The organism is Hadarchaeum sp. (SeqCode) (assembly GCF_038871235.1).
Classification (GTDB): domain Archaea; phylum Hadarchaeota; class Hadarchaeia; order Hadarchaeales; family Hadarchaeaceae; genus Hadarchaeum.
Genome location: NZ_JAVZIN010000011.1, coordinates 16,948 through 38,220, shown reverse-complemented (window position 1 = coordinate 38,220; position 21,273 = coordinate 16,948). Strand labels below are relative to the sequence as shown.

The window sequence follows — 21,273 nt, the reverse complement described above, 5'->3', positions numbered from 1 at the left end:
TAGCTGTGTCATTGGAGCTCGAGAAAACCAACCAAACAGCGGGATATTTTTTGAGGGCAGAAGTTGAGCCTCAGCCGCCCCACCTGTATCTCCTGAACAGCAGCTCCCGCTCCTTCTTCAGCACCAGCTCCAGGAACTGGTTGGTGAACCTCGGCTCCTTGGCGAGTATCTCCCTCACTGCCGCAGGGGTCAGGCCCCGGCCGGCCAGTCCCAGCGCGGCCACCTTGCCAAATTGAGAGATCAGCTTAGAGCTCTCCATGATTTCCCTCCAGAGGGCGACATCGCGGCCTCTTTCCACCAGTTCCATTGCCCGCCGCACCTCCTCCTCAGATTCCTCGACCATGCCCAGCCTAGTTGAGCCGCAGAGGGGACAGCGGGGCTTTTCCTCCAGCTGGTGAATCTGGAGCTCCCGGATGTACTTCTTGCAATCGGTGCAGACGAAAATGCGGGCCTCGCTGAGCAGGCGGGCCTTGGTCGAGGCGATGGCGAGCAACTTGGTCCGCTCCGGCATCACCGGCTCTAGAGCCAGATAGCGCTGCATCCAGGCCAGCTTGGAGATCGGGCTCGGCTCCCTTAACCGGCCGAGGGAGACCACCTCGATTTCATTGTTTTTTATCCTCTCCAGCACCTCCAGCGTCTTCTTCAGGTCGAGGTCCTTCCGCTCCACCTCCTTGAACGTCTCCTCGAAGACCGGGGTGCCCCGCAGCGCCCGCGCCAGCTTCTCCAACGCCGAGCTGGTTATCTCGGCCTCCCGCTCCAGAACTCCCATCCGACGCGCCACCTGGGCCAAACGCCACCTGAAGAAACGGCTCTCCTCAATCACCTTGCGGATGTCTTTTTGGATCTCAGCCAGCCTTTCCCGGAGAAGAGTCACCAGGTCGTCAGGTTCCAGCATCCTCGACCGCAGCAGGATGCGGTAGGGGTCGATTGTGGTGGCGGTTGCTTCTCCCGTTTCCTCCGAGGCCCTGTGGGCCACCACCCGGGCCAGCGTCCTGTTGACCAGGGTACCGAAGCAGGCATTGATCACGCAGATGTCTTTGACCTTTTCCACGGTGAGGCGCCGGTCGGTGGGCACGGCCAGATTGGTGTTCACCTGTTCGCGGACATCTTCAAGTGCCAATTTCAGAGTCTCTTGGTCAGCGCGGTATTCCGCAGCCAGCTCGGAGACCGCCTCGTCGAACTTCCTGCCGGATTTCAGCAGCTCCTCAGCCCTGCCCCTGATCCTGCCTACCTCTTGGGCCACTGAAAAGGGAACGGGGATCTCCTCACCTATCCAGGTCGGGATGGCGCCCATGGGATCCCGGTCCGGTTTCACGAAGACCTTGTCACGGAACACCTGCAGTATCCTCCAGAGCTCGCCCCCCATGACGAACTTCACTCCAGGCTCCCCGTACTCGGCGATGAACGACTCGTCGAGGATTCCCACCGGGCGGTTGTGCTGGTCGTCAACGACAATGTACTGCTTGAGTTCCGGGATCATTGAGAGGTTGCTGTAGTAGTAGTCGAATAGCCTTTGCGTGGATTTCGGGCGGGAGAACTCCCGGCCGTCCTCGGAGACCCAGAGGAGGCGCTTCTCCAAGCTCTGGGCGAACCTCAGCACGGCAAGTAGTTCCTCCCTGTCGAGGTTTTGAAATGGATAGGCGCGGCGCACGGTCTCGTAGGCCTCGTCAACAGAGGCGGACCTCTGAGAGGCCAGAATGGAGGCTAGAAAGTGGAGCAGCACGTCGAGAGGCTTCTCCGGCACCTGAACCGGCTCGAGCTGGTACTCATGCGAGCGGGCCGCGATCACGATGGATTCTAGGGCATCGTCGGGGTCCTGAACAACGATGATCCCTTTAGAGACCTCGCCGATCCTATGCCCGCTGCGTCCCACGCGCTGGAGCAGACGGGTTGCCTGCCGCGGGGAGTTGTACTGGATGACTAGGTCGACCCCGCCGATGTCAAGCCCCAGCTCCATCGACGAGGTGCAGATGAGGCCCTTGAGTTCTCCCTGTTTCAGCCCCCGCTCGCCGCGCAGCCGGGTGAACGCTGAGAGGGAACCATGGTGGACGCCGATGGGGAACTTCACATCCCAGAGGTGGAACCTGCTGGCGAGAACCTCGGCCGTGGCCCTAGTGTTGGTGAAGACCAGCGTTGAGCCGTGCCTCTCGATAAGCTCCCGCATCACCCGCAGCCGAGCGGCCACCGCTGGGAAGGTGTATAGCTCCTCCGCCAGTTTTTCGTCAACCTTCTTGGCCGTGGGATAGAGGACACCAATTCTTACCTCTCGAGCAACGCTGACATCGACGATCTCGCAGTTTCTATCCCTGCCGACCAGAAACTTCGCTACTTCTTCAGGGGCGCCTATGGTTGCGGAAAGGCCGATTACCTGGAAATCGCCCCCCTTGAGGTTCCTCAGCCTCTCCAGCGTGACGGCGAGCTGGGCACCGCGCTTGTTATCGGCTAGCTCGTGAACCTCGTCAACAATGACCATGCGCACGCTCCGCAGGTAGTTCCTGAGTCTCCTGCCCAGCAGCAGGATCTGAAGGGTTTCCGGTGTGGTTATGATCACGTCAGGAGGTATCAAGGCCTGCAGGCGCCTCTCCCTGGTGGCGGTATCACCGTGCCTCACCGAAACCTTCAGGTCGAGTTCGCGGCACCAGCGCCCCAGCCGGTCCAGGAGATCTCGATTCAGTGCCCGCAGCGGGGTGATGTAGACGATCTTTATCCCGGGCTCACGAGCCGGCGAGGTGAGGATGAGGTGCAGCGCCGGCAGAAAGGCGGCCTCAGTCTTGCCCGTCCCAGCCGGAGAGATCAGCAGGATGTTCTTGCCCTCAAGTATCTTCGGCAGCGCCGCCTGCTGGGGCAGGGTCGGTTCCTTGAAGCCCATCTCCTCCAGCAACCTGCGGATGGGCTTGGCCAGAAGTTCGAAGGAGCTGGTCTCCAGAATTCACACCACAGATAATTTATTTTTGGAGCTTATCACTTGAACGGCTGCGAGTAATTTTAGTCCTCATTTGACATTCCGCAGGATCCTTGAATTCGGAAAGACGTGGTTTCTGATGATTAGTGTGTCAATTTACTATACTCAAGTCTTGACTGTTTACTCCAAGCACTTGTGAAGTCTCCGCTTGACACCCGCCGACTAAAGGTAGGCTTTGTCAAGCTCAAATTTCCGGCGCAGTTCCTCGAGCTTTTGCCTTAGTCCCCGCTCGACCCAGTGGTGTCTTTCCGGCAGCGCAGCACGGAGTTCGTCCATCGATTCTTGGTAGCGCCCGATCCCGGAGGCCACGATGACGCGGTCTCTCAGCCTGGGATGCGGGGAGAGGAAGCCGAAGGGAAGCGGCGAACCCTGCTCCAGAATTTCCCTGATCTCATCGTCTATCCTCCGGGCAGCCATCCTCGCCCCAGCTCCGACTAGCTCATAGGGGTTCTTGAGTTCCCCCTTTATCTGCCAGATCCCGAAGCCCGGGCCGTAGATGAAAAAATCGCTGTAGCCGTGATCGTCTTTTCCGGCCAGAAACCGCCACTGGCTCCGGAGATCTGGCCTCTGCCTGTACTTCCGGAGCATCTCCTCCATGATCTCGGAAATTGAACGCACGCTCATCATTTCCACCCGTGCCTGATGCTGAAGTCGGAAAATTCACCTTTATAGCTCTCCCATTTGACCTCGACCCCGCTCACGTCAGCTCCGGGGGGGCCACGGCGGCAGAAGTTTATCATCTCCTCCACCTTGTCTCGCTCGCCCTCGAACACCGCCTCGACCCGACCGTCGTAGAGATTTCTCACCCAGCCAGTGATGCCGAGTTTCCGCGCTAGGTCCTGAGTGTGGGCCCTGAAGAAGACACCTTGGACCATCCCGCTGACGTAGACGTGAGCCCGGACCTTCATGCTCTCGTTATAATTTATTTTCTGTAAAAATTTAGCTTTTTTAGAGTCCTCAAAAATCGATACTTCCCATCATCGTCTTGGTCTGGTTCAGCGATAAAATTTTTCAACGAAAATCCTTTTTTAGATGATTATCTTTGTTACTATTGTTATTGGGGGTATGATACCTGCCGCATCAGGAGGCTTCGGCAGTTCAGGTGACCAGCGCAAATCCTGCACCGCTGGGCTTGATGGCATTCGGTATGACTACGGTGTTGCTCAATCTGGTCAACGCCGGAATCCTGCCCTCGAGCGGCGTGGGTGTAATATTTGCCATGGGTTTATTTTACGGAGGTATAGCGCAGGTGATCGTCGGTGTCCTCGAGTTCAAAAAAGGAAACACCTTTGGGACGGTGGCTTTCCTCTCCTACGGGATGTTTTGGATTTCCCTAGTGGCAATTTTGCTTTTCCCTTCCTTGGGCTGGGCGAGCGTTGTGGACCCAAGGTCAATGGCTGCCTACTTGATCCTGTGGGGAATCTTCAGCGGGTTCTTGTTCCTTGGGACGTTGAAGCTGGGTAAAGGGCTCCAGGTAGTTTTTCTGACCTTGGTCATCCTCTTCTTTCTGCTGGCCGCCGCCGACCTCAGCGGCATCGGAGCACTAAAAACTATAGCAGGCATTGAAGGAATCTTCTGCGGGGCAAGCGCAATTTACGTGGCCGCCGCCGAGGTACTTAAAGACGTGTACAAGAGAGAACTGTTGCCTTTATGACAAATCCCGGCATTTTGGCAATTAACCGAAAAATCGCCATTCTGGTGTAGGCGGCGGTTAGTGTGTGCCCATCGTCCACAGCGTTAGCCAACGCTAGTCAGGGCTAGCTGGTCTCCGCCGCCGTGATAATTTTTGTCCCCAAGTTCAAAAATATCAACCGATGTGCGCCCGTTTACCTATCTTTTCGAAAGCCGAAAGACGGGATGTAATTCTGTCTTTTTGGCCCTCAAAAGAATCCGATACTTTGATCTATTGCGTTTTCTCTTTAGTTCCTCGTCTAGCCATTTTCTTGAAACCGTTATCGCTTGGACTTCTTTCGACCTGCAATAAGTTATGTCCCAAACGATAACTCCTGTTTTTCCCTAAGTGGATGGAGGTAAGATCCAATGGCCGAGACCGGATCCGGGTGGGCCTTGGACCTGTCCAGCTTTAGGCGATTTTTCCAGCTCCTAGTCCTGATGCGCAAAACCTCTTGAGCGAGCAGCGCTTCTCTCCACAGCGCCAGCAGCCCCCTTGGTGTTCAGATATTTTTGGCTGATGGTCGCGCCCCAATAGAATCATCTCTAAAGATGTTGCTACTAAAAATAAAAAAATCAACACCGAGTATTTGACAATAGGTTTAAAAACTAGAATGCCTTCACTCTAACTAATTAACATTGCGGAGGAGTTGACGGTGGGGTTCAATCGCTGGATAGTTGTCCCCTGCGGTTTCGCCATAAACCTGACGCTGGGAGTGGTCTACGCCTGGAGCGTCTTTCTCAAGCCGCTGATGAATGAGTTTGGTTGGACGACCGCAGAGACCTCGCTGGCCTTCACCATACTACTCCTCACCTTCGCCTTTGTGATGATTCCCGCCGGCCGGCTCAACGACAAGATCGGGCCCAGAAAGGTGGCCTCGGTAGGCGGCCTGCTGCTGGGGCTGGGTTTCTTTTTGGCCAGCTTCACTTCCTCCCTGCCCTGGCTTTATTTGACTTACGGGTTCATCGCAGGTGCCGGGGTCGCCCTCGCCTATGTAACTCCTATTGCCACCTGCGTCAAGTGGTTCCCGGATAAGAAAGGACTGGTCACCGGAATTATTATCTGCGGCTTCGGCCTCAGTTCGGCTTTTCTGGCTCCGCTGGCTACCTATCTGATAAGCACAATTGGCTGGAAGACCGCCTTTCAGCTGCTGGGGATAACCTTCCTCGTGGTGGCCGTCGGAGGTGCTCAGGGGCTAAGGGTGCCGCCCCAGGGATGGTGTCCGGAGGGATGGAAGTCATCGGGACAGGCGAAAGCCGCCTCCATCCAGGACTACACTTGGCGGCAGATGTTGGGGACGAAGAAATTCTGGATGATTTGGCTGATGTACACCTTTGGCACGACTTCCGGTCTGGGCGTCATCGGTCACGTGGCCAAGTTTGCCCAGGAGACCGGGATGGATGCCCTGCTGGCTTCGCTGGCCGTGAGCGTGCTGGCTATTTTCAACGGACTGGGCAGGATCTCTTGGGGAGGCATTTCCGACCGGATCGGCTGGGCAAAGTCAATGACGATAATGTTCATCATTCAGGCTGCGGTGATGTTCCTCCTCATCGGCACCAGTGGTGTTTCGCTCTTTTTTGCCGTGGCAGTAGTTGGGTTCTGCTTCGGCGGCAACCTATCTATGTTTCCCTCGGCCACGGCAGATCTTTTTGGCACCAAATACTATGGTATAAATTACGGCTTTGTCTTCACCGCCTACGGCATCGGCGGTGTGTTCGGGCCCTATCTGAGCGGCTATCTTTTCGACCTTACCGGGAGCTACCTTTGGGCCTTCCAGATCGCGGGCGTTCTTTGTGCGGTTGCCGTGGTGATTTCGTTAATTTTGAGGCACAAGAGATAAATGAGATCACCCAGCAAAGGTGCTTGCGGGAATTTCAAAGCGGATGGTTTTTTGAGTCAGCGGTTTTAAGGGAATGGGGATAATTAATTTTGAGAGGAAGGTCATTGAGAAGTTGATCAAGTTAATACCCGCCCCACATGAGAACAAATTTGGCGAGCTGGTGGCAGACTACTTGTTGAGTGATGGTTGCGTTCATCTGGGGCTTGAATTCCCTCAGGAAGTTGAGGCTCGCGTAAACGATTATGCGCGGGGCAAAACTTCCTACGATAAATTGATGGAGCTTCTCATCGGCGGTGATGTCATTTCTCCCTATTTCGAGCGCGGCTTCCGCCCCATCCTGCAGGCCCTCCCCGAACTCTATCAAAGGAACAAAAGTTTCAGCGCTCATTGTTACGAGGATTTTGGTCGCTACAACGACTGGGTGTTCTGCCGGGATGAACTTGTCCTAGCGCTGCTGGGAGATGAGGATTTTGCCTCGATACTGGGTCTTTATCAAAAGCTGGTAAATGAGACCAAGAGGAGGAACACAGCAATAGCTGAGAGGCTGGTTACCCTCGCCAGCAACGTGGGCACCTTGCATGTGGTCATCGGCAGACTTCACGCCCCTGATGTCGCCAGCAGGCTGGAGAAGAAATTCGCCTTGAAGACGGTGGTTCTGGAGGACATCTATCTAACTCCGCTTGACGAGTCCCTCATCCTGTATCTCAAGGGGTTGAAGTTCCAAGATGCTGAGATACTCGATTTTCTGCGCCGACATCGGGAGCTGGCTCTGGAGGCCGAGAGAGAAGGCAGGGAAATAACCGATTTACTCCGGGATGGGGAGATCGGGAAAAAGTTTCGGTTGAAAAAATACAGCGAGCTCGCTGCCATGGGATGATTACTTTGACTCAGTTGCAGCGGCCTTTTTGGCAGCATAGCCTATGATGAGATCGGTTAGGAATTTGTCACCTTTGCAGTGGGTCACGAGTTTTAAGGGAGAATGGTTAGATTATTTTCTGTCCTGTGGGGTGGCTGCTTGTCCTCAGAAAGATCGGAGCTTAGGCCCAATCTCTCGGTGTTGGCCTTAATCTCCTTCATCCTGGCTTTCCTGGCCGCTCGGGCGTTCACCACGCTTTACCCCAACATCGTCTTGGTCAGCGGCGGTTTTCACATCCACCACTTCTGGTTCGGCCTGGCGATGATGGCCATAGGTGGCTGGATTGGGATCAGCTATCGCGACGAACGGGCCGACCGGTTGGCCGCGATTCTGTTCGGATCCGGAGGGGGGCTGATCGGGGACGAGGTTGGGCTTCTGCTCACCTTCGGCGATTACCGGACCGGGATCACCTACACGCTGGTGATAATATTTGTTATCTTTTCCACTCTGGTGATCTTGATTAGCCGATACCACAGAATCATTCGCTTGGAATTTACCAAGTTCCTGAGCAGCAACGCCAGCCTCTACATCGGGGTCTTCTTGGCCGCGATCTCGATCGCCTTTATCGCTGAGACTGACGACATCTTGGTCATCACAGCCTCTGGTCTGTTAACCACGATTGCGGTGGTAATCATCGTGGTCTATGTGTTCAAAAGGCTCAAGTCTGGTCGTCTTTGATTTACTCCCATTCAATCGTGGCCGGGGGTTTGTGGGTGATATCGTAGACGACTCTGGTGACGCCGGGATTTTCATTGGTTATCCTGGTTGAGATTCTCTCCAGAACCTCGTAAGGAATTCTGGCAAAGTTTGCCGTCATCGCCTCCCGGCTCTCCACGGCCCGGATGGCAACGGTGTAGCCGTAGGCCCTAGCATCTCCCTTGACCCCGGTGCTCTTGGTCTCGGTCAAAACGGCGAAGTATTGCCACAGGCGGTCTTTCAGTCCAGATCTCTCTATCTCCTCCCTGACGATGCGGTCGGAAGTTTTGACTATCTTGATTTTCTCCGGAGTTATCTCTCCAGTTATCCTGACCGCAAGGCCTGGTCCGGGAAAGGGCTGTCTCCGGACGATCGCCTGGGGCAGCTTTAATTTTTCGGCGACCTTCCTCACCTCATCCTTGTAAAGGTCCCGCAGCGGCTCGATGATTCCCTTGAATTCCATCTTGGTGGGCAGACCGGCGACGTTGTGATGGGTCTTTATCTTCTCGGACCTCCTCCTGAAACCCGACTCGATCCTGTCCGGGTAGATAGTACCTTGGATTAGATAGTCGGCGCCCACCTTTCTCGCGATTTCCTCGAAGACCTTGATGAACTCCTCACCGATAATCTTCCGCTTTTCCTCCGGGTCGGTTACTCCTTTCAGCCGCAGGAGGAACCTTTTCCTCGCATCCACCGAGATAAAGTTTATGCCCATTTTTCCGAAGGTTTTCCTAACGAATTCCGGCTCACCCTCCCTCATGAAGCCGTGGTCGACAAAGACCGCGGTCAATCTTTTACCAATTGCCTTAGCGGCCAAGGCGGTGGCCACGCTGGAGTCGATTCCCCCGCTGAGCGCGATGATGCATTTTTTGCCCCGCGACTGCTGCCTTATCTCTTTGACGGAGTTTTTTACAAAGTCGCCCATCCTCCAGTTGGCTCGGCAGCCGCAGACTTCGAAGATGAAGTTGCGCAACATCTTCTCTCCGTTTTCGGTGTGGGTTACCTCTGGATGCCACTGGAGGCCGAAGATGGGTTTCTCCCGGTGCTTGAGGGCGGCCACGGGACAGTTCTCGGTGTGGGCGAGGACGAGGTATTCCGGTGGGACGCTATAGACGGTGTCGCTGTGGCTCATCCAAACCTTTTCCCTTTTATTTAATCCCCGCAGGACACCCAGCGGCCGGTCAATGGTGGCAATGGTTATCCCGTATTCCTTTTTTGCCGCTGCTTTCACCTTTCCCCCGGAAACATGGGCAATGAGCTGGTGGCCGTAGCATATACCTAGTATCGGCAATCCAAGATCAAAGATCTGGTTGACTTTTTCAACGGTATCCTCCTTGTAAACGCTGGAGGGACCTCCTGAAAGGATGATTCCCTTCACCAGAAATCTCTCCCTCAGACCGGCAATTTCGTCGCTGAGGACATCGTAGGGGACGATCTCCGAATAGACGTTGAAATCCCTGATCCTTCTGCCGATCAGGTGGGCGTATTGACCACCAAAGTCAACCACAATAATGGCATCGGTTTTTGCGCTCATCTCAATTCCCCAGTGCTGAAAGAAGCTAGGTCGGTCAGCTCTTTAAGCCTTTTACAATTTGTTCAGACCCCCTGTCAGAATGGTTTTAAATTTAGATAACTCTCGTTGACTTAGATGGCCGAGACTATTCTAGATTATCTGGAGAAGGCTCCGCTATCGCGCTTTCATTACATGTTGCTGTTAGTGGGCAGCCTTATCTACGGCTTCACGGCGATGAACGTCCTGCTCATCGCCGCAGTTTTGACCCCAATTATCAAGGAGTTTGGGTTAGGGCAGCAACCACTCATTTCAGGCTTACTGTTGAGCGCGGGTTATCTGGGCATGTTCGTCGGTGCCTTTGTCTGCGGCATTCTCGCTGATCGCATCGGTAGGAAGAGAACCCTCCTTTTCACGATAACGACCATGTCTGTTTTCACTGCCCTGAACTCGCTGGCTCCCGACCCTGCCACCATGGCCCTCTTGCGCTTTCTGGCCGGTGTGGGGTTGGGTGGGTCGCTCCCTCAGCCGGGTGTTTATGTTTCGGAGTACATACCCGCGAAGTACCGGGGACGTTTTTTGGGTTTGGTCGAAACTGCCTGGGTTTACGGTGCCCTTCTCTCCCTGATTTTTCCCTTTTTCCTTTTTCCGGCCTATGGCTGGCGGGCCACATTTTTGGTGGCTTTATTGCCTTTATCCCTGCTTCCCGTGGTTGCCTTTTTTACGCCGGAATCCCTGAGATACCTGCAATTGAAGGGAAAAGCCCGCGAGGCGTTAGGGGTGCTCAAAAAATATAAAATAGTTCCCTCGGATTTCAGCGAGCCGAAATTGCCCACAATTTATCCACAACGATACAGCTTCGGAGCCGCCTTGAAGGGACTCTGGTCTCGGAATTACCGCAGAAGAACCGCCCTGTTGTGGATCTTATGGGCCGTCCTCGTTTACACCTATCACGGAATTTTCATCTGGCTGCCCACCTTCTACGCGAGCCCCCCGCTGAATTTCACCGTTGTTAAATCGATTCAGTGGGTGTTGATTGTCACGCTGGCGCAGGTGCCGGGATACTACAGTGCGGCCATGTTGCTCGACCGCGTGGGCAGAAAGCCGATTGCGCTGATATATCTCGCGTTTGCCGGCGTCGGGAGTGTCCTGCTGAGCTTTGCCGTTGAGCCCACATCTATACTCCTGTGGAGCCTCGTCATCTCCTTCTTCAACTTGGGTGCTTGGTCGGCCCTTTATGCCTACACGCCCGAGCTGTATCCTACGGGCATCAGAGGTACCGGATCTGGTGCCGCTGCAAGTATAGGACGCATTGCGGGAGTAATTGCCCCCACGGCAACTCCTCTTCTGTATGCTTATGGTGGCTTGGCCGCAGCCTTCGCCGTGTTTTCCCTAATGCACTTTTTAGGTGCCGTTGCCGTTGCGGTGCTGGGAATCGAGACCAAAGGCAAAGTTCTCGAGGAAATCGCCAAGGAATAGTTCGTTAAATAAAATTCTTGAGCCTAGGAGTTGTTCATGATTTTTTATTCTTCATTAATAAGTTTTAGTCGAAAGTTTATCGCTTCGGTAGCTCTTTTTCAGAAACACCTCAATCTAAAAGACTTTTAGGTCAAACAATCATTAGAAAGTTAAAAAAAGGACTTCGATCGAAATATACAAGGAGGTTGAAGCTTGAAGCTAGATCTGACAGTCAGGGAGAAATATCCCGGCTTCGTCGCGGGTTATGTCATGGCCAGCGGGGTGACGGTTGAGCCCACCGTGGAAAAGCTGGAGGAGAGAAAGCAGCAGGTCCTCAGCGAACTCAAGGCCAAGCTGGGGACGGTTAACCTGGCTGAGTTACCCGAGATCAAAGCCTACCGTGATTTCTTCAGTGCGATGGGCGTGGATCCATCCAGCCACCGTCCGGCACCGGAGTACTTGGTGAGGCGCGCCCTTGACAACAGGTTCCCCTCGGTGAACAACGTCGTCGACTCATGTCTACTTGCCACCGTGGAGCATATGGTTTTGGTCAGCGTTCATGATCTGGAGAGGGTCAAGGGGGAGCTAAGGACAACGTTAGCCACCGACACGATGCCTTTTGAGCTCATCGATGGCCGCAAGGTCAGCCCCAGGCCTGGTGAGGTGATTTTAAGAGACGATCAACGGGTACTTTCCGCTTACACCGCTGGTGACGCCAAGGCCGCCATGGTTACCTACAAGACCTCTCGGATAGCGATTGTCGTCTGGAATGCGCCAGGGATACCTCGCGATCGCGTTGAGGCTGCAGTAAACTCCCTCGCTCTCTACGCCAGGAGATATTGCGGCGGATATGTGGAGCACGTCGAAGTCCTTTAAGCGGTGGTCGCCACGAACGCGATAACGCTGCTCGGCGTGGCTTTCATCCTCATCGGGATAGCGCTGGTGCTCATTCCAGTCATCGGAAATTACATCGACCTTTCCAAGGTGCCGTGGTGGATCATCTACGTCTACCGCAGCGATGGCTTCGTTTTCGTTACCTCGCCGATACTGCTGATTATTTCCGCAGTTTCGATCATAATCGCGATTTTGACCAGATGAATGAATTCGTCGAGAAATTTTTTGACCAGCGACAACCGGGACTATTGCTTCCCTTTAAGTTTCAGAATTGCCTCCGCGATATCGCCGCTTGTTTCCCGGAGCGCCTGAACTGCAGTTTCCCTGTTTGTCCCTGACTGCTCCATAACCAGCTTAATATCTTCCTCAGGAATTTCCGGCACCAGCTTGCGTTCAATTTCCCTGCCCACGACCTGGTAGCTTCTCTGTCCGGCCATCTCGGTGAGCGTCACCTGGGCCTCGGGGATGACGATTTCCCGATCGGAGAATTTTATTATCACCTCTTGAACGCCGTCAAGCTCCTGCATCTTGACACCCATCTGGCGCATGGCCCTTTCCATCTGGCGCCGGTCTATCTTTCTTGGGAACATCTTTTCACCAGTTCCATTTTAGGCAGATTTTATTTTTTCAACCTAAAACATTAATCTCCACCAAAACCTCTTCTGACCACCACTGCCACACCCGTCTTAAATGCTACCATTTCTTCCCCGTTGAGCAGGGCCTTACCGCTGGCGAGCAGTTTGTCTTGGGGGTCAACGACAAGAACCTCTTCAGCCGGCCTGATCTCCGGGTCCGCGGCCATCACGTGCTTGGCGAAGACAGTTCTGCCGCTGGCAACCAATGGGGCTGCTTCTTCGCTCACGGTGACCCTCAGGCGCGGTGGCTTGAGGGCGGCATGGAGAAGTTCCGCACCTTTCCTGTTTAGCACGATGAACCCATCTGAGGCCCTGATCGTGCACAGGATTTTGTCGCCCAGCCAGACCTGCCTGATCCTGCCGTGAGTTTTGATGACGCGAACACCATCTGGAAAAAGCTGCGCTCCGACTCCTCTGTCAAAAAGATAGTCGGCCATAGCCCTGAGCTTGATGAGTTCCTTCTGGGTAGGTTCCTGCAGGATTTGATCAACCCCCTTAGTTTACATCTTATTGGCTCGCTAAAAACCCAGCTATTTCATCCCGCCGATCTTCGCATCGACAACCACATGGTCAACTCCAGGAGAATATCTTTTCACAACACGTCGGTTGATTATCTCCACTTCTCGACCACCTGCCGCCTGAAAAATTCTTTCTACCGGGCGCTTGAACCTGAGCGGCGAGGGTACTGTCTCGTGGTAATGAATCACGCCACCCTCCGGCTTGAGGACCTCCATCGCCAGCGGCAGGTAGCGGTGGGTCACGTGGAGAATCCCCATGATCACCCGGTCGGCAACACCCTTCGGGGCGACCGCGCTACAGTCACCCATGATTGGTCTCACGATGTGGCCCACCTTGTTAATCCTGACGTTTTCCTGGAGATAGCCGAAGGCGATCTGGTTCATCTCGATGGAGTGGACACGGCGGGGTTTGGCATGTACGGCAATGGGGATGCTGAACTGGCCCACGCCGGCAAACAGGTCAACAACGACCTCGCCCGGTGAAACCAAATCGGCGATCCTTTTTCTTTCGTGGACATTGCCCGGGGAGAACATGACCTTCGCTACGTCCATTTTGAATCTGCAACCGTTTTCCACGTGGATGACTTCAGTATTGGGATTGCCAGCGATGACCCTCAGCCGTGGTACTCGAAATTTTCCTGTGATTCCTCCTTCGCTCAGGGCGACAGTCTTGGCGCCGGTGAGTTCCATTATCTTCAGCGCGATCTCCTGGGATCTGTTTAGAAGTTCGTCAGGTAAATTGATGATCGCCACGTGTCCAATTCTCTTGAATCTCCTCGGCAGCAACTCCAGCTCCTTTTTGGTGAGAATTCCTTGCAGGGACTCGTGGAGGTTCGTCAAATCCACCCCAATTATGATTCTTTTTCTTTGGGATAAACTCAAGCAGGATCTTTTCCAGATTAATCAGGGTTTTTCACAACAGGCGTTGCTGTTGAGGCGGGGGCTCGACCGTCTTCTGCTTGGGGGCTTTCGGCTTAGGCGCCGGCGCGCTGGGTTTTTTCTTCCGTTTTGTCTTCGGTTTCTCCAGCCCCACCGCTTCGAGGAACCTTTTCGCGACCACCCGGTTCAGTTCTCTTTTGACGGTGGCGCGGTTTGCCCTGCCAAAGTAGGTGAGCGGTATGGTGGCACCAGCCATTCGCGGATGCCCGCCGCCCGAGCCGATCTCGCTAAAGGCCTCCCTCAACTTCTGGCCCAAGTGAAGGGTTACGTCCTTGGTCCTCGCCGAGACGCGGACGACGTCGCCACAGATGCCGTAGATGAAAGTGGTCGTGACCCCATCTCGGTTGAGCAGAAAATCGGCAGCCTGGGCGATGAGATCTCTCTCTTTGACCTCACCCACGTTGGCTAATAAGTAGCCCCCTTTCAACTTGCTGTTCTTTATCGCTGTCGCCAGAACATCCAGGGCGTCAGAGGTTATCGTCGGCCAGAGCAGCCGGTTGAGCAAATCTGTGTCCACGATTTTCATCAGATGCTCAAAGGCTTCGAAGTCAGGTGCCTTGGCCCCGCGGGTGAAGAACATGGTGTCCGTGAGGATCCCGACGATCAAGGCCGCCGCAGTGGGTCCATCGATCTCAACCCCACCATACTTGAGGTAGTTTGTCATGATGGTGGCGTTGGCGCCGACAAGGGAGGTGTCTACATATCTCCCCCTGACTTCTCCTGAAGGCACCGAGTGGTGGTCGATGACGATGGTTGGGATGATGCTCTTTGGTAGGGCGCAGTTAGCGTGCGTGGCCACGTCCACCAGCGCAAACGAGGTGTACTTGGTGAAGTCGGTTTTCTCGGCCTCTTGCAGGTTCAGCTCCAGCAGGTTGACTAGGGCGCGGTTTTGAGGATGTCCGACCACACCGTCATAAATCAGGTCGGAGTCGAGCCCGAAGGCCTTGGCATAGCGCTTGAGCGCCACCCCGCTGGCGATGCTGTCAGGGTCGGGATTGGTCTGAAGGACGATGGCAAGCCTGCCGCCGACCAACTCTTGGATTAAGGCCCGGAGCCTCTTCTCCTTGACCATGGCCCTGAGGGCTTCAAACCTGTCGACGGTAAATCTCGCCAAGAGCTGTGAGCTGGGTAGGGCGTCGCTGGCCCCCAGCCTTTTAACCTCATCAACCTCGGCCTCGTCAGTGACCCGAGCGACCACGACCGGGTCAATCTTTAGTTCCGTCTTGAGCCTGCCGATGGCGCCCAGAGCACTTTCCACAGAGGAGAACTCAGGAGCCATGATTAGGATCATCTCGGCGCGCTCAAAGCCGGCTTCCCGCAGAACATCGGGCAGACCGAAGTCACCCACGACCGCGTTGTAGCCCAGCTGCTTCAGCTGCTCAACGCGCTTCGGGTCCCGATCGATGATCACCAGCTCTGCGCCGCGACTCTTTAGCTCGGCCGCTACCGAGTAACCCACGTCGCCGCATCCCAGAATGAGATACATGCGTCCGGCCTCCTCGCATATCTATTTCTCATCAAATATTAATGGATGAGGTTGGTCTGTTTTTCGGCATTCATGATGACCATAACCACCAGTTGTTAAGAAAATGATTTTTTCCTCAAATATTTAAGGAGAAAAGAATCAAGGATGAGGTGTGATCTTATGTCAAAGCCATCGTGGGTCAAGGGAGGACCGAGAGTGATCAAGGAGATTCCCGGCCCTAGGGCGAGGGAGCTCGTGGCCAAGGACGAGAAGGTGATGTCCCCGTCTTACACTAGGGCCGAGCCAATTGCGGCGGAGGAGGGCTGGGGATGCTATGTAAAGGATCTAGACGGCAATGTGCTTTTGGACCTCTCCTCCGGAATGTTCGTGCTCAACTACGGCTACTCGCATCCCCGCATCATCAGGGCCGTGGTTAAGCAGGCCAAAAAGCTGACCCATTTCGCCGGGACCGACTTTTACTATCCCGCTCAAGTGGAGCTGGCGGAGAGGCTGGTGAGGATAACTCCGGGTGATTTTCCCAAGAGGGTCTACTTCGGCAATTCCGGGGCGGAGGCGGTTGAGGCTGCTTTCAAGTGCGCCCGCTGGCACACCCGACGCCCGAGGATGCTCGCTTACACCGGGGCCTTTCACGGCAGAACCTTTGGCGCGATGAGCCTTTCCTCCACAAACGTCTTGCACCACCGCTACTTCTCACCCTTGGTCCCGGGGGTCACCCACCTACCCTACCCTTACTGCTATCGCTGCCCGTTTGGCAAGACCCACCCTGACTGCAGTTTCCTCTGCGTTGATTTCATTAGGGATCAACTGAGGAAGGTGGTGCCACCCGAGGAGGTGGCTGCGATCATCACCGAGCCCATTCAGGGAAACTCGGGTTACATAATACCGCCCCCGGGATATTATCAACAGATCAAGGAACTCTGTGATGAGCACGGCTGGCTCTTCATAGTCGACGAGGTTCAAACGGGGCTGGGCCGCTCGGGCAAGATGTTTGCCATCGAACACTGGGGTGTAGTCCCAGATATCATCTGTCTGGCCAAGGCACTTTCCTGCGGGATAGCCCCGATAGGTGCCATGATCGCTAGGGCCGAGGTGATGGATTGGGAACCCGGTGCCCACGCCTCGACCTTCGGCGGCAACCTTGTCGCCTGCGCTGCGGCGATTGAGGGCCTGAAGATACTTGAGGAGCAGAAGCTAGTCAAGAGAGCGGCCGATCTCGGTGAAATGGCTCTGAAACGGCTGAAGGAACTGGAGGAGAAGTCGAAGATCGTCGGGGAGGCGAGGGGACTGGGACTGATGTTGGCCTTGGAGATCGTCAGGGACAAGCGGACGAAGCAGCACGGGGTCAAGGAACGGGATATGATCGTGGCCGAGGCTTTGAAGCGAGGACTGATTGTCTTCAGGGGAGGCAATGCCAGCATCAGGATTGCACCACCGCTGATAATAAGTGAGCGGGACCTCGACCTCGGCCTAAATCTACTTGAGGAGTCCCTGCGAGAGGTCGAGAGAAAATGTTGATGCTCAAGGAGCATTTTTCGGTGAACTCGCTGGGTCACTTGGTGATCGGCAATTTGGATGCGGTGGAGCTAGCTGAGAGATTTGGCACCCCCCTCTATGTGGTTGATGAGCAGAGAATCCGCGAGAGGTATCGGCGCTATCTTAGGGCTTTTTCTAGTCGCTGGCCTGAGGTGAGGATACACTATGCCCTTAAGGCGAACTCGAACATGGCTGTGGTGAAGATCCTCCAGTCCGAAGGCGCGGGCGCTGACGTCAGCTCAGAAATAGAACTCAGGATTGCTCTTAATGTAGGTATTCTCGGCGAAAAAATTGTCTTCAACGGTAACTACAAAACCCATCGGGAGCTGGAGTTGGCCATACTTAACGATGTCCTGATTAACGTCGACAGCTTTCAGGAGCTAGAGACGATTGATAAAATAGCACGCCGTCTCGGCAAGCGGGCGAGGATCGGTTTCAGGATAAATCCAGACATCAGGGCCGACACCCACCCTTATATAGCTGTGGGACTCAGGGAGAGCAAGTTCGGGTTTGATGTCCCTAGCGGTCAAGCTTTGGCGGCTTACGAGCGCGCCAAGGAGATGCCCTCCGTTGAAGTGCTTGGCATCCATGCCAACGTGGGTTCACAGATCTTGGATGCCTCTCCATTTGTGGAGGAGGCTGAAAAGATCATGGGGATTGTTTCTGAGGTTAAAGAAAAGTTTGACATCGACATCAAGTTTGTGGACTTCGGCGGCGGCATCGGAATCCCCTACAAGCCTGGGGACAAGGAGTTACCTCCGGAGGAGGTGGCTGAGAAGATGGTCAACGTGGTGAAAAGAGTCGTACATGAAGAGGGACTGGAAAAGCCAATGCTGTTGCTGGAGCCCGGCCGCTTCATTGTCGGTGATTCCTGTGTGTTGTTGGCCAGGGTTGGTTATATCAAGGAGCGCCCGGGCATGCCGGACTGGGTGGCGGTAGATGCGGGCATGAATGCTCTGATGAGGCCGGCACTTTATGGTGCCTATCATCATATTGAACTCGCCAACAAGATGAATCAGAGGAACGAGTTACTCGTCAACGTCGCTGGCCCGCTCTGCGAATCTGGAGATTTTCTCGGGAAGGATAGAAGGCTGCCCAAAGTTGAGCAAGGAGATCTCGCGGTGGTTTTTGATGTGGGCGCATACGGGCTGGCCATGGCTTGTCAGCATACCGCCCAGCCGCGACCGGCCATGGTTCTCGTTAACGGAGAAAAGGCCGAGATAGTCAGAAGAAGAGAAACGTATGACGATCTCACTAGGCTTGACCGAATTCCCGGTTGGTTGAAATGAGGCGCATTGTGGTGAAGTTCGGCGGCACCAGCGTGGGCAATGCCGATCGCATCAGGCTGGGGGCCAAGTCCGTTTGGGATGAGTACCGCCGAGGAACCCAGATTGTCGTGGTGGTCTCGGCGATGGGGCATTACACCGATGAACTGGTGGCGGCGGCGAAGGGCAGCTCTCAGGATAAGATTGACCCCAAGGATTTTGACGATATCTTGGCGATGGGGGAACGCACCAGCGCCCGTATCTTCTCAGCAGCGCTGAAAAGCTTGGGCGTAAAGTCGATTTATGTTGATCCAGGGATGGAGATCTGGCCGGTGATTACGGATAGCAACTTCGGCATGGCGAACATCGACTTCGAGGCCACTAAACAGCGGGTGCAGAAGTTTATCGTGCCTCTACTCGAGGATGGAGTGGTCCCTGTCATCTGCGGCTTTCTGGGACGTGATAGAAAGGGCAACGTGACGACTATCGGTCGGGGCGGCAGTGACATCACCGCCTTTCTCATTGGCAGGTGCTTGAAAGCCGACGAGGTAATTATCGTCACCGATGTCGAAGGAGTTATGACGGCTGACCCTAACAAGGTTCCCGAGGCCAAGCTCCTGAGGAGCATCACGGTCGAGGAGATGACCGATCTCGCCAGGTTCGGGGCCCAAGTGATGCACCCGAGGGCGATGGCTTACAAGGACCCGGACATAAGCGCGAAGGTTATACACTATCGACACGGTAATTTACGTGTGAGTGGAACCAAAATAGTTGGTCCGAGGGATGATGGTTTGGCAAGCGTTAGGCTGCACGAAAAGCCGCTGGCGATGCTGACGATCGTGGGTGAGTCCATGCAGACCACGCCGGGCATTCTGGCCAAGTTTTCAGCCCCGCTGAGCAAGGCAGGAATAAATATCTATGCAGTTTCCATCGGCCCCAGATCATTCTCCATCTATCTTGCCGAGGAGGACGCGAAGAGGGCGATGACGATACTTCACCGCGTCGTCGTCGGCAGCAAGCTGAAGGCGATCACCAGCGAGGGCAACATCGCCATGATCGTAACTGAGAGCGAGCGTTTCATCTATGCCCCGGGCGTTATCGCAAAGTTGACCGAGCCCCTGGCCCGGGCCAAGATCAACATCGTCGAGATAATCTCCAGCCGGGCATCGATAAGCTTCTTCGTTAACTGGGAGGTCCGTGAGGAGGCGCTGAAACTCTTCAAAAAAGCAATGAAAGATATCGAGGGTTGATCTATGTTTGAGGGCGTTTATACTGCGATGGTGACCCCCTTTGACAGGGATGGGAAGATCGATGAGGAGGGACTTCGCGAGAACGTGAGGTTCCAGATCAGGAAGGGCATCCACGGCTTGGTTCCGACCGGCACCACCGGAGAATCGCCCACCCTCTCCTACGAGGAACACAACCGCGTCATTGAGATTGTTGTCGATGAGGCGGGAGGCAGGGTGCCGGTCTTGGCCGGGACCGGGAGCAACAGCACCTGGGAGGCGCTGATGCTCACCAAGCACGCAAAGGAGGTCGGGGCCGATGGCGCGCTGATCGTTGTGCCCTACTATAATAAGCCCACCCAAGCCGGTCTCTACGCCCATTTCAAGAAACTGGCCGAGGAAGTCGACATTCCTCAGATGATATATAATATCCCCTCCCGCACCGGAGTGAATATGCTTCCGGAGACGATGGCGAAGCTGGCCAAGCTGAAGAATATCGTGGGCGTGAAGGAGGCCAGCGGTGATCTCAACCAAGTGGCCAAGATTATCGAGCTTACCCGCGGAGAGGATTTCACGGTAGTTTCAGGTGACGACGCACTGACCCTTGAGATAATGAAGTTGGGTGGTCGGGGGGTTATCTCGGTGGCATCCAATATTGTACCTGAGAAGGTGGTCAAACTGGTCGATTCCTTCCGCGCGGGTGATGTCGAGACGGCGAGGAGGTTGAACGATGAACTCATGCCGCTCTTCAAGGCGCTCTTTATCGAGACCAACCCGGTACCGGTGAAGACTGCTATGAACTGGATGGGTATGCCCGCTGGTGGCTACAGGCTGCCGCTGGTGGAAATGCAGCCGGAGAATCAGGAGAAGCTGCGCCGGGTTCTGGTCGAGATGGGGGTGTTGTGATGATCCGGGTAGCGGTCTGCGGGGCGGCCGGACGAATGGGAAGGCTGATCGTCCGCCAAGTGGCCAGCCAGAAGGACATGAAGCTAGTGGCGGCGGTGGACGTGCCCGAGCACCCTATGATGGGGAAGGATGCCGGATTAATTGCTGGCGCCCAGAAGCTGGGTGTCAATCTCGTGGAGTCGACCAAGCTCAGCGAGGTCCTCAAGAAAGCCAAGCCCCATGTCCTCGTCGACTTCACCGTTGCCGAGGCCTCAGTACAGAATATAAAAGCCGCCTCCCGGGCCAAGGTTGCTGTTGTTGTGGGCACCACTGGTTTCACGGAACAACAGAGAAAGGAGCTGGAGAGGACGATAAAAAGGAGCGGCATCCGTGCGGTGATTTCCCCCAACTTCTCAGTCGGGGTGAATGTGTTTTTCAAGCTGGCTCGTGAGGCCGCCGCCATCCTCGGCAGGGATTATGAGCCCAGCATCACTGAGGTACACCACGTTTACAAGAAGGATGTCCCCAGCGGAACGGCGTTGAAGGCAGCGGAGGAGGTGGCAAAGGAGCTCGGCATTGATCCCGAGGAGATTAAGATAAAGTCGATTCGGGAGGGAGAGGTGGTTGGCGATCACACGCTGGTGTTTTCAGACCCCTTTGAGGCTCTGGAGATTACCCACCGGGCCAAGAGCCGCGAGGTTTTTGCAGCTGGGGTGATGAGGGCAATTCGCTACGTGCTCAAGAAGGGGAAGCCCGGAATAATAAGGGACATGCAGGATGTGCTTGGGCTGCGATAATCAACACTCATTTTTCAGAAATGTTATGAATTGTTTCAATT

21 protein-coding genes are annotated in these 21,273 nt (G+C 54.9%); 12 read left to right on the top strand and 9 right to left on the bottom strand.

The window, feature by feature from the left end:
- Positions 1-70 precede the first annotated feature (70 nt).
- From QXT02_RS05955 to QXT02_RS05945, 3 genes are all read right to left on the bottom strand, one after another.
- A complete protein-coding gene (locus QXT02_RS05955; protein ID WP_342812519.1) occupies positions 71-2,869 on the bottom strand; it encodes a DEAD/DEAH box helicase in 2,799 nt (932 codons plus the stop codon).
- A 255-nt stretch (positions 2,870-3,124) separates the two neighbouring features.
- Positions 3,125-3,586 carry a hypothetical protein gene (locus QXT02_RS05950; protein WP_342812518.1) on the bottom strand — a complete coding sequence of 154 codons (462 nt, stop codon included), beginning with the start codon at positions 3,584-3,586 and terminating at the stop codon, positions 3,125-3,127.
- Positions 3,586-3,870: an acylphosphatase gene (locus QXT02_RS05945; protein WP_342812517.1), complete on the bottom strand. Its 285-nt coding sequence runs from the start codon at positions 3,868-3,870 to the stop codon at positions 3,586-3,588. Before QXT02_RS05945 ends, QXT02_RS05950 begins: the two co-directional genes overlap by 1 nt.
- Positions 3,871-4,064: 194 nt before the next feature.
- Here QXT02_RS05945 and QXT02_RS05940 point away from each other — a divergent pair, with 194 nt between their 5' ends.
- Positions 4,065-4,616 (top strand): acetate uptake transporter, encoded by a 552-nt coding sequence (locus QXT02_RS05940; protein WP_342812516.1) that lies wholly within the window; start codon positions 4,065-4,067, stop codon positions 4,614-4,616.
- Positions 4,617-4,947: 331 nt separating this feature from the next.
- Here QXT02_RS05940 and QXT02_RS05935 read toward each other — a convergent pair whose 3' ends face one another.
- Entirely contained in the window at positions 4,948-5,121 is a 174-nt protein-coding gene (locus tag QXT02_RS05935) for a hypothetical protein (protein ID WP_342812536.1), read from the bottom strand.
- A 168-nt stretch (positions 5,122-5,289) separates the two neighbouring features.
- Between QXT02_RS05935 and QXT02_RS05930 the strand changes: the two genes are divergently transcribed.
- The 3 genes from QXT02_RS05930 (at position 5,290) to QXT02_RS05920 (ending at position 8,068) form a co-directional block, all read left to right on the top strand.
- A complete protein-coding gene (locus QXT02_RS05930; protein WP_342812535.1) occupies positions 5,290-6,474 on the top strand; it encodes an OFA family MFS transporter in 1,185 nt (394 codons plus the stop codon).
- Positions 6,475-6,547: 73 nt separating this feature from the next.
- Positions 6,548-7,351: a hypothetical protein gene (locus QXT02_RS05925; protein WP_342812515.1), complete on the top strand. Its 804-nt coding sequence runs from the start codon at positions 6,548-6,550 to the stop codon at positions 7,349-7,351.
- Positions 7,352-7,489: 138 nt separating this feature from the next.
- The gene (locus QXT02_RS05920; RefSeq protein ID WP_342812514.1) at positions 7,490-8,068 is read left to right on the top strand and encodes a hypothetical protein; all 579 of its coding nucleotides are present in this window, start codon (positions 7,490-7,492) and stop codon (positions 8,066-8,068) included.
- Position 8,069: 1 nt separating this feature from the next.
- On the opposite strand, the gene guaA is transcribed toward QXT02_RS05920, so the two are convergent.
- Complete coding sequence (gene guaA, locus QXT02_RS05915) at positions 8,070-9,620, bottom strand: glutamine-hydrolyzing GMP synthase (RefSeq protein ID WP_342812513.1); 1,551 nt, start codon at positions 9,618-9,620, stop codon at positions 8,070-8,072.
- Positions 9,621-9,734: 114 nt separating this feature from the next.
- Between guaA and QXT02_RS05910 the strand changes: the two genes are divergently transcribed.
- The 3 genes from QXT02_RS05910 to QXT02_RS05900 all read left to right on the top strand — a co-directional run bounded on the left by QXT02_RS05910 (position 9,735) and on the right by QXT02_RS05900 (position 12,152).
- Complete coding sequence (locus tag QXT02_RS05910; protein WP_342812512.1) at positions 9,735-11,075, top strand: MFS transporter; 1,341 nt, start codon at positions 9,735-9,737, stop codon at positions 11,073-11,075.
- A 192-nt stretch (positions 11,076-11,267) separates the two neighbouring features.
- Positions 11,268-11,930: a B3/4 domain-containing protein gene (locus QXT02_RS05905; RefSeq protein WP_342812510.1), complete on the top strand. Its 663-nt coding sequence runs from the start codon at positions 11,268-11,270 to the stop codon at positions 11,928-11,930.
- 3 nt (positions 11,931-11,933) lie between these two features.
- On the top strand, positions 11,934-12,152 hold the full coding sequence (locus tag QXT02_RS05900; RefSeq protein WP_342812509.1) for a hypothetical protein: 219 nt from the start codon (positions 11,934-11,936) through the stop codon (positions 12,150-12,152).
- Positions 12,153-12,193: 41 nt separating this feature from the next.
- Here the strand turns inward: QXT02_RS05900 and QXT02_RS05895 are convergent, their stop codons facing one another.
- The 4 genes from QXT02_RS05895 to QXT02_RS05880 all read right to left on the bottom strand — a co-directional run bounded on the left by QXT02_RS05895 (position 12,194) and on the right by QXT02_RS05880 (position 15,526).
- Complete coding sequence (locus tag QXT02_RS05895) at positions 12,194-12,538, bottom strand: nascent polypeptide-associated complex protein (RefSeq protein WP_342812507.1); 345 nt, start codon at positions 12,536-12,538, stop codon at positions 12,194-12,196.
- A gap of 50 nt (positions 12,539-12,588) precedes the next feature.
- On the bottom strand, positions 12,589-13,020 hold the full coding sequence (locus QXT02_RS05890; protein ID WP_342812506.1) for a PUA domain-containing protein: 432 nt from the start codon (positions 13,018-13,020) through the stop codon (positions 12,589-12,591).
- A 93-nt stretch (positions 13,021-13,113) separates the two neighbouring features.
- Positions 13,114-13,941, bottom strand: a complete 828-nt coding sequence (locus QXT02_RS05885; protein ID WP_342812505.1) for a class I SAM-dependent methyltransferase family protein — start codon at positions 13,939-13,941, stop codon at positions 13,114-13,116.
- Positions 13,942-14,014: 73 nt separating this feature from the next.
- On the bottom strand, positions 14,015-15,526 hold the full coding sequence (locus QXT02_RS05880; RefSeq protein ID WP_342812504.1) for a DHH family phosphoesterase: 1,512 nt from the start codon (positions 15,524-15,526) through the stop codon (positions 14,015-14,017).
- 159 nt (positions 15,527-15,685) lie between these two features.
- On the opposite strand from QXT02_RS05880, the gene QXT02_RS05875 reads away from it, so the two are divergent.
- Genes QXT02_RS05875 through dapB form a run of 5 tightly spaced genes read left to right on the top strand, consistent with a single transcriptional unit; the run spans position 15,686 to position 21,232 of the window.
- Positions 15,686-17,041, top strand: coding sequence for an acetyl ornithine aminotransferase family protein (locus tag QXT02_RS05875; protein WP_342812503.1), 1,356 nt, complete (start codon positions 15,686-15,688; stop codon positions 17,039-17,041).
- Positions 17,041-18,348: a diaminopimelate decarboxylase gene (gene lysA / locus QXT02_RS05870; protein WP_342812502.1), complete on the top strand. Its 1,308-nt coding sequence runs from the start codon at positions 17,041-17,043 to the stop codon at positions 18,346-18,348. The genes QXT02_RS05875 and lysA overlap by 1 nt, the downstream gene beginning before the upstream one ends.
- Positions 18,345-19,574 carry an aspartate kinase gene (locus QXT02_RS05865; RefSeq protein WP_342812501.1) on the top strand — a complete coding sequence of 410 codons (1,230 nt, stop codon included), beginning with the start codon at positions 18,345-18,347 and terminating at the stop codon, positions 19,572-19,574. Before lysA ends, QXT02_RS05865 begins: the two co-directional genes overlap by 4 nt.
- A gap of 3 nt (positions 19,575-19,577) precedes the next feature.
- Positions 19,578-20,456 carry a 4-hydroxy-tetrahydrodipicolinate synthase gene (gene dapA / locus QXT02_RS05860; RefSeq protein ID WP_342812500.1) on the top strand — a complete coding sequence of 293 codons (879 nt, stop codon included), beginning with the start codon at positions 19,578-19,580 and terminating at the stop codon, positions 20,454-20,456.
- Positions 20,456-21,232 (top strand): 4-hydroxy-tetrahydrodipicolinate reductase, encoded by a 777-nt coding sequence (gene dapB / locus QXT02_RS05855; protein ID WP_342812499.1) that lies wholly within the window; start codon positions 20,456-20,458, stop codon positions 21,230-21,232. Before dapA ends, dapB begins: the two co-directional genes overlap by 1 nt.
- Positions 21,233-21,273: the final 41 nt, after the last annotated feature.

Coding starts and splice junctions, on each gene's coding strand:
- QXT02_RS05950 (WP_342812518.1), bottom strand. CDS start 3,586: ATGAGCGTGCGTTCAATTTCCGAGATCATGGAGGAGATGCTCCGGAAG.
- QXT02_RS05955 (WP_342812519.1), bottom strand. CDS start 2,869: ATGGGCTTCAAGGAACCGACCCTGCCCCAGCAGGCGGCGCTGCCGAAG.
- QXT02_RS05875 (WP_342812503.1), top strand. CDS start 15,686: ATGTCAAAGCCATCGTGGGTCAAGGGAGGACCGAGAGTGATCAAGGAG.
- dapA (WP_342812500.1), top strand. CDS start 19,578: ATGTTTGAGGGCGTTTATACTGCGATGGTGACCCCCTTTGACAGGGAT.
- guaA (WP_342812513.1), bottom strand. CDS start 9,620: ATGAGCGCAAAAACCGATGCCATTATTGTGGTTGACTTTGGTGGTCAA.
- QXT02_RS05880 (WP_342812504.1), bottom strand. CDS start 15,526: ATGTATCTCATTCTGGGATGCGGCGACGTGGGTTACTCGGTAGCGGCC.
- lysA (WP_342812502.1), top strand. CDS start 17,041: ATGCTCAAGGAGCATTTTTCGGTGAACTCGCTGGGTCACTTGGTGATC.
- QXT02_RS05890 (WP_342812506.1), bottom strand. CDS start 13,020: ATGGCCGACTATCTTTTTGACAGAGGAGTCGGAGCGCAGCTTTTTCCA.
- QXT02_RS05910 (WP_342812512.1), top strand. CDS start 9,735: ATGGCCGAGACTATTCTAGATTATCTGGAGAAGGCTCCGCTATCGCGC.
- QXT02_RS05895 (WP_342812507.1), bottom strand. CDS start 12,538: ATGTTCCCAAGAAAGATAGACCGGCGCCAGATGGAAAGGGCCATGCGC.
- QXT02_RS05945 (WP_342812517.1), bottom strand. CDS start 3,870: ATGAAGGTCCGGGCTCACGTCTACGTCAGCGGGATGGTCCAAGGTGTC.
- QXT02_RS05865 (WP_342812501.1), top strand. CDS start 18,345: ATGAGGCGCATTGTGGTGAAGTTCGGCGGCACCAGCGTGGGCAATGCC.
- QXT02_RS05925 (WP_342812515.1), top strand. CDS start 6,548: ATGGGGATAATTAATTTTGAGAGGAAGGTCATTGAGAAGTTGATCAAG.
- dapB (WP_342812499.1), top strand. CDS start 20,456: ATGATCCGGGTAGCGGTCTGCGGGGCGGCCGGACGAATGGGAAGGCTG.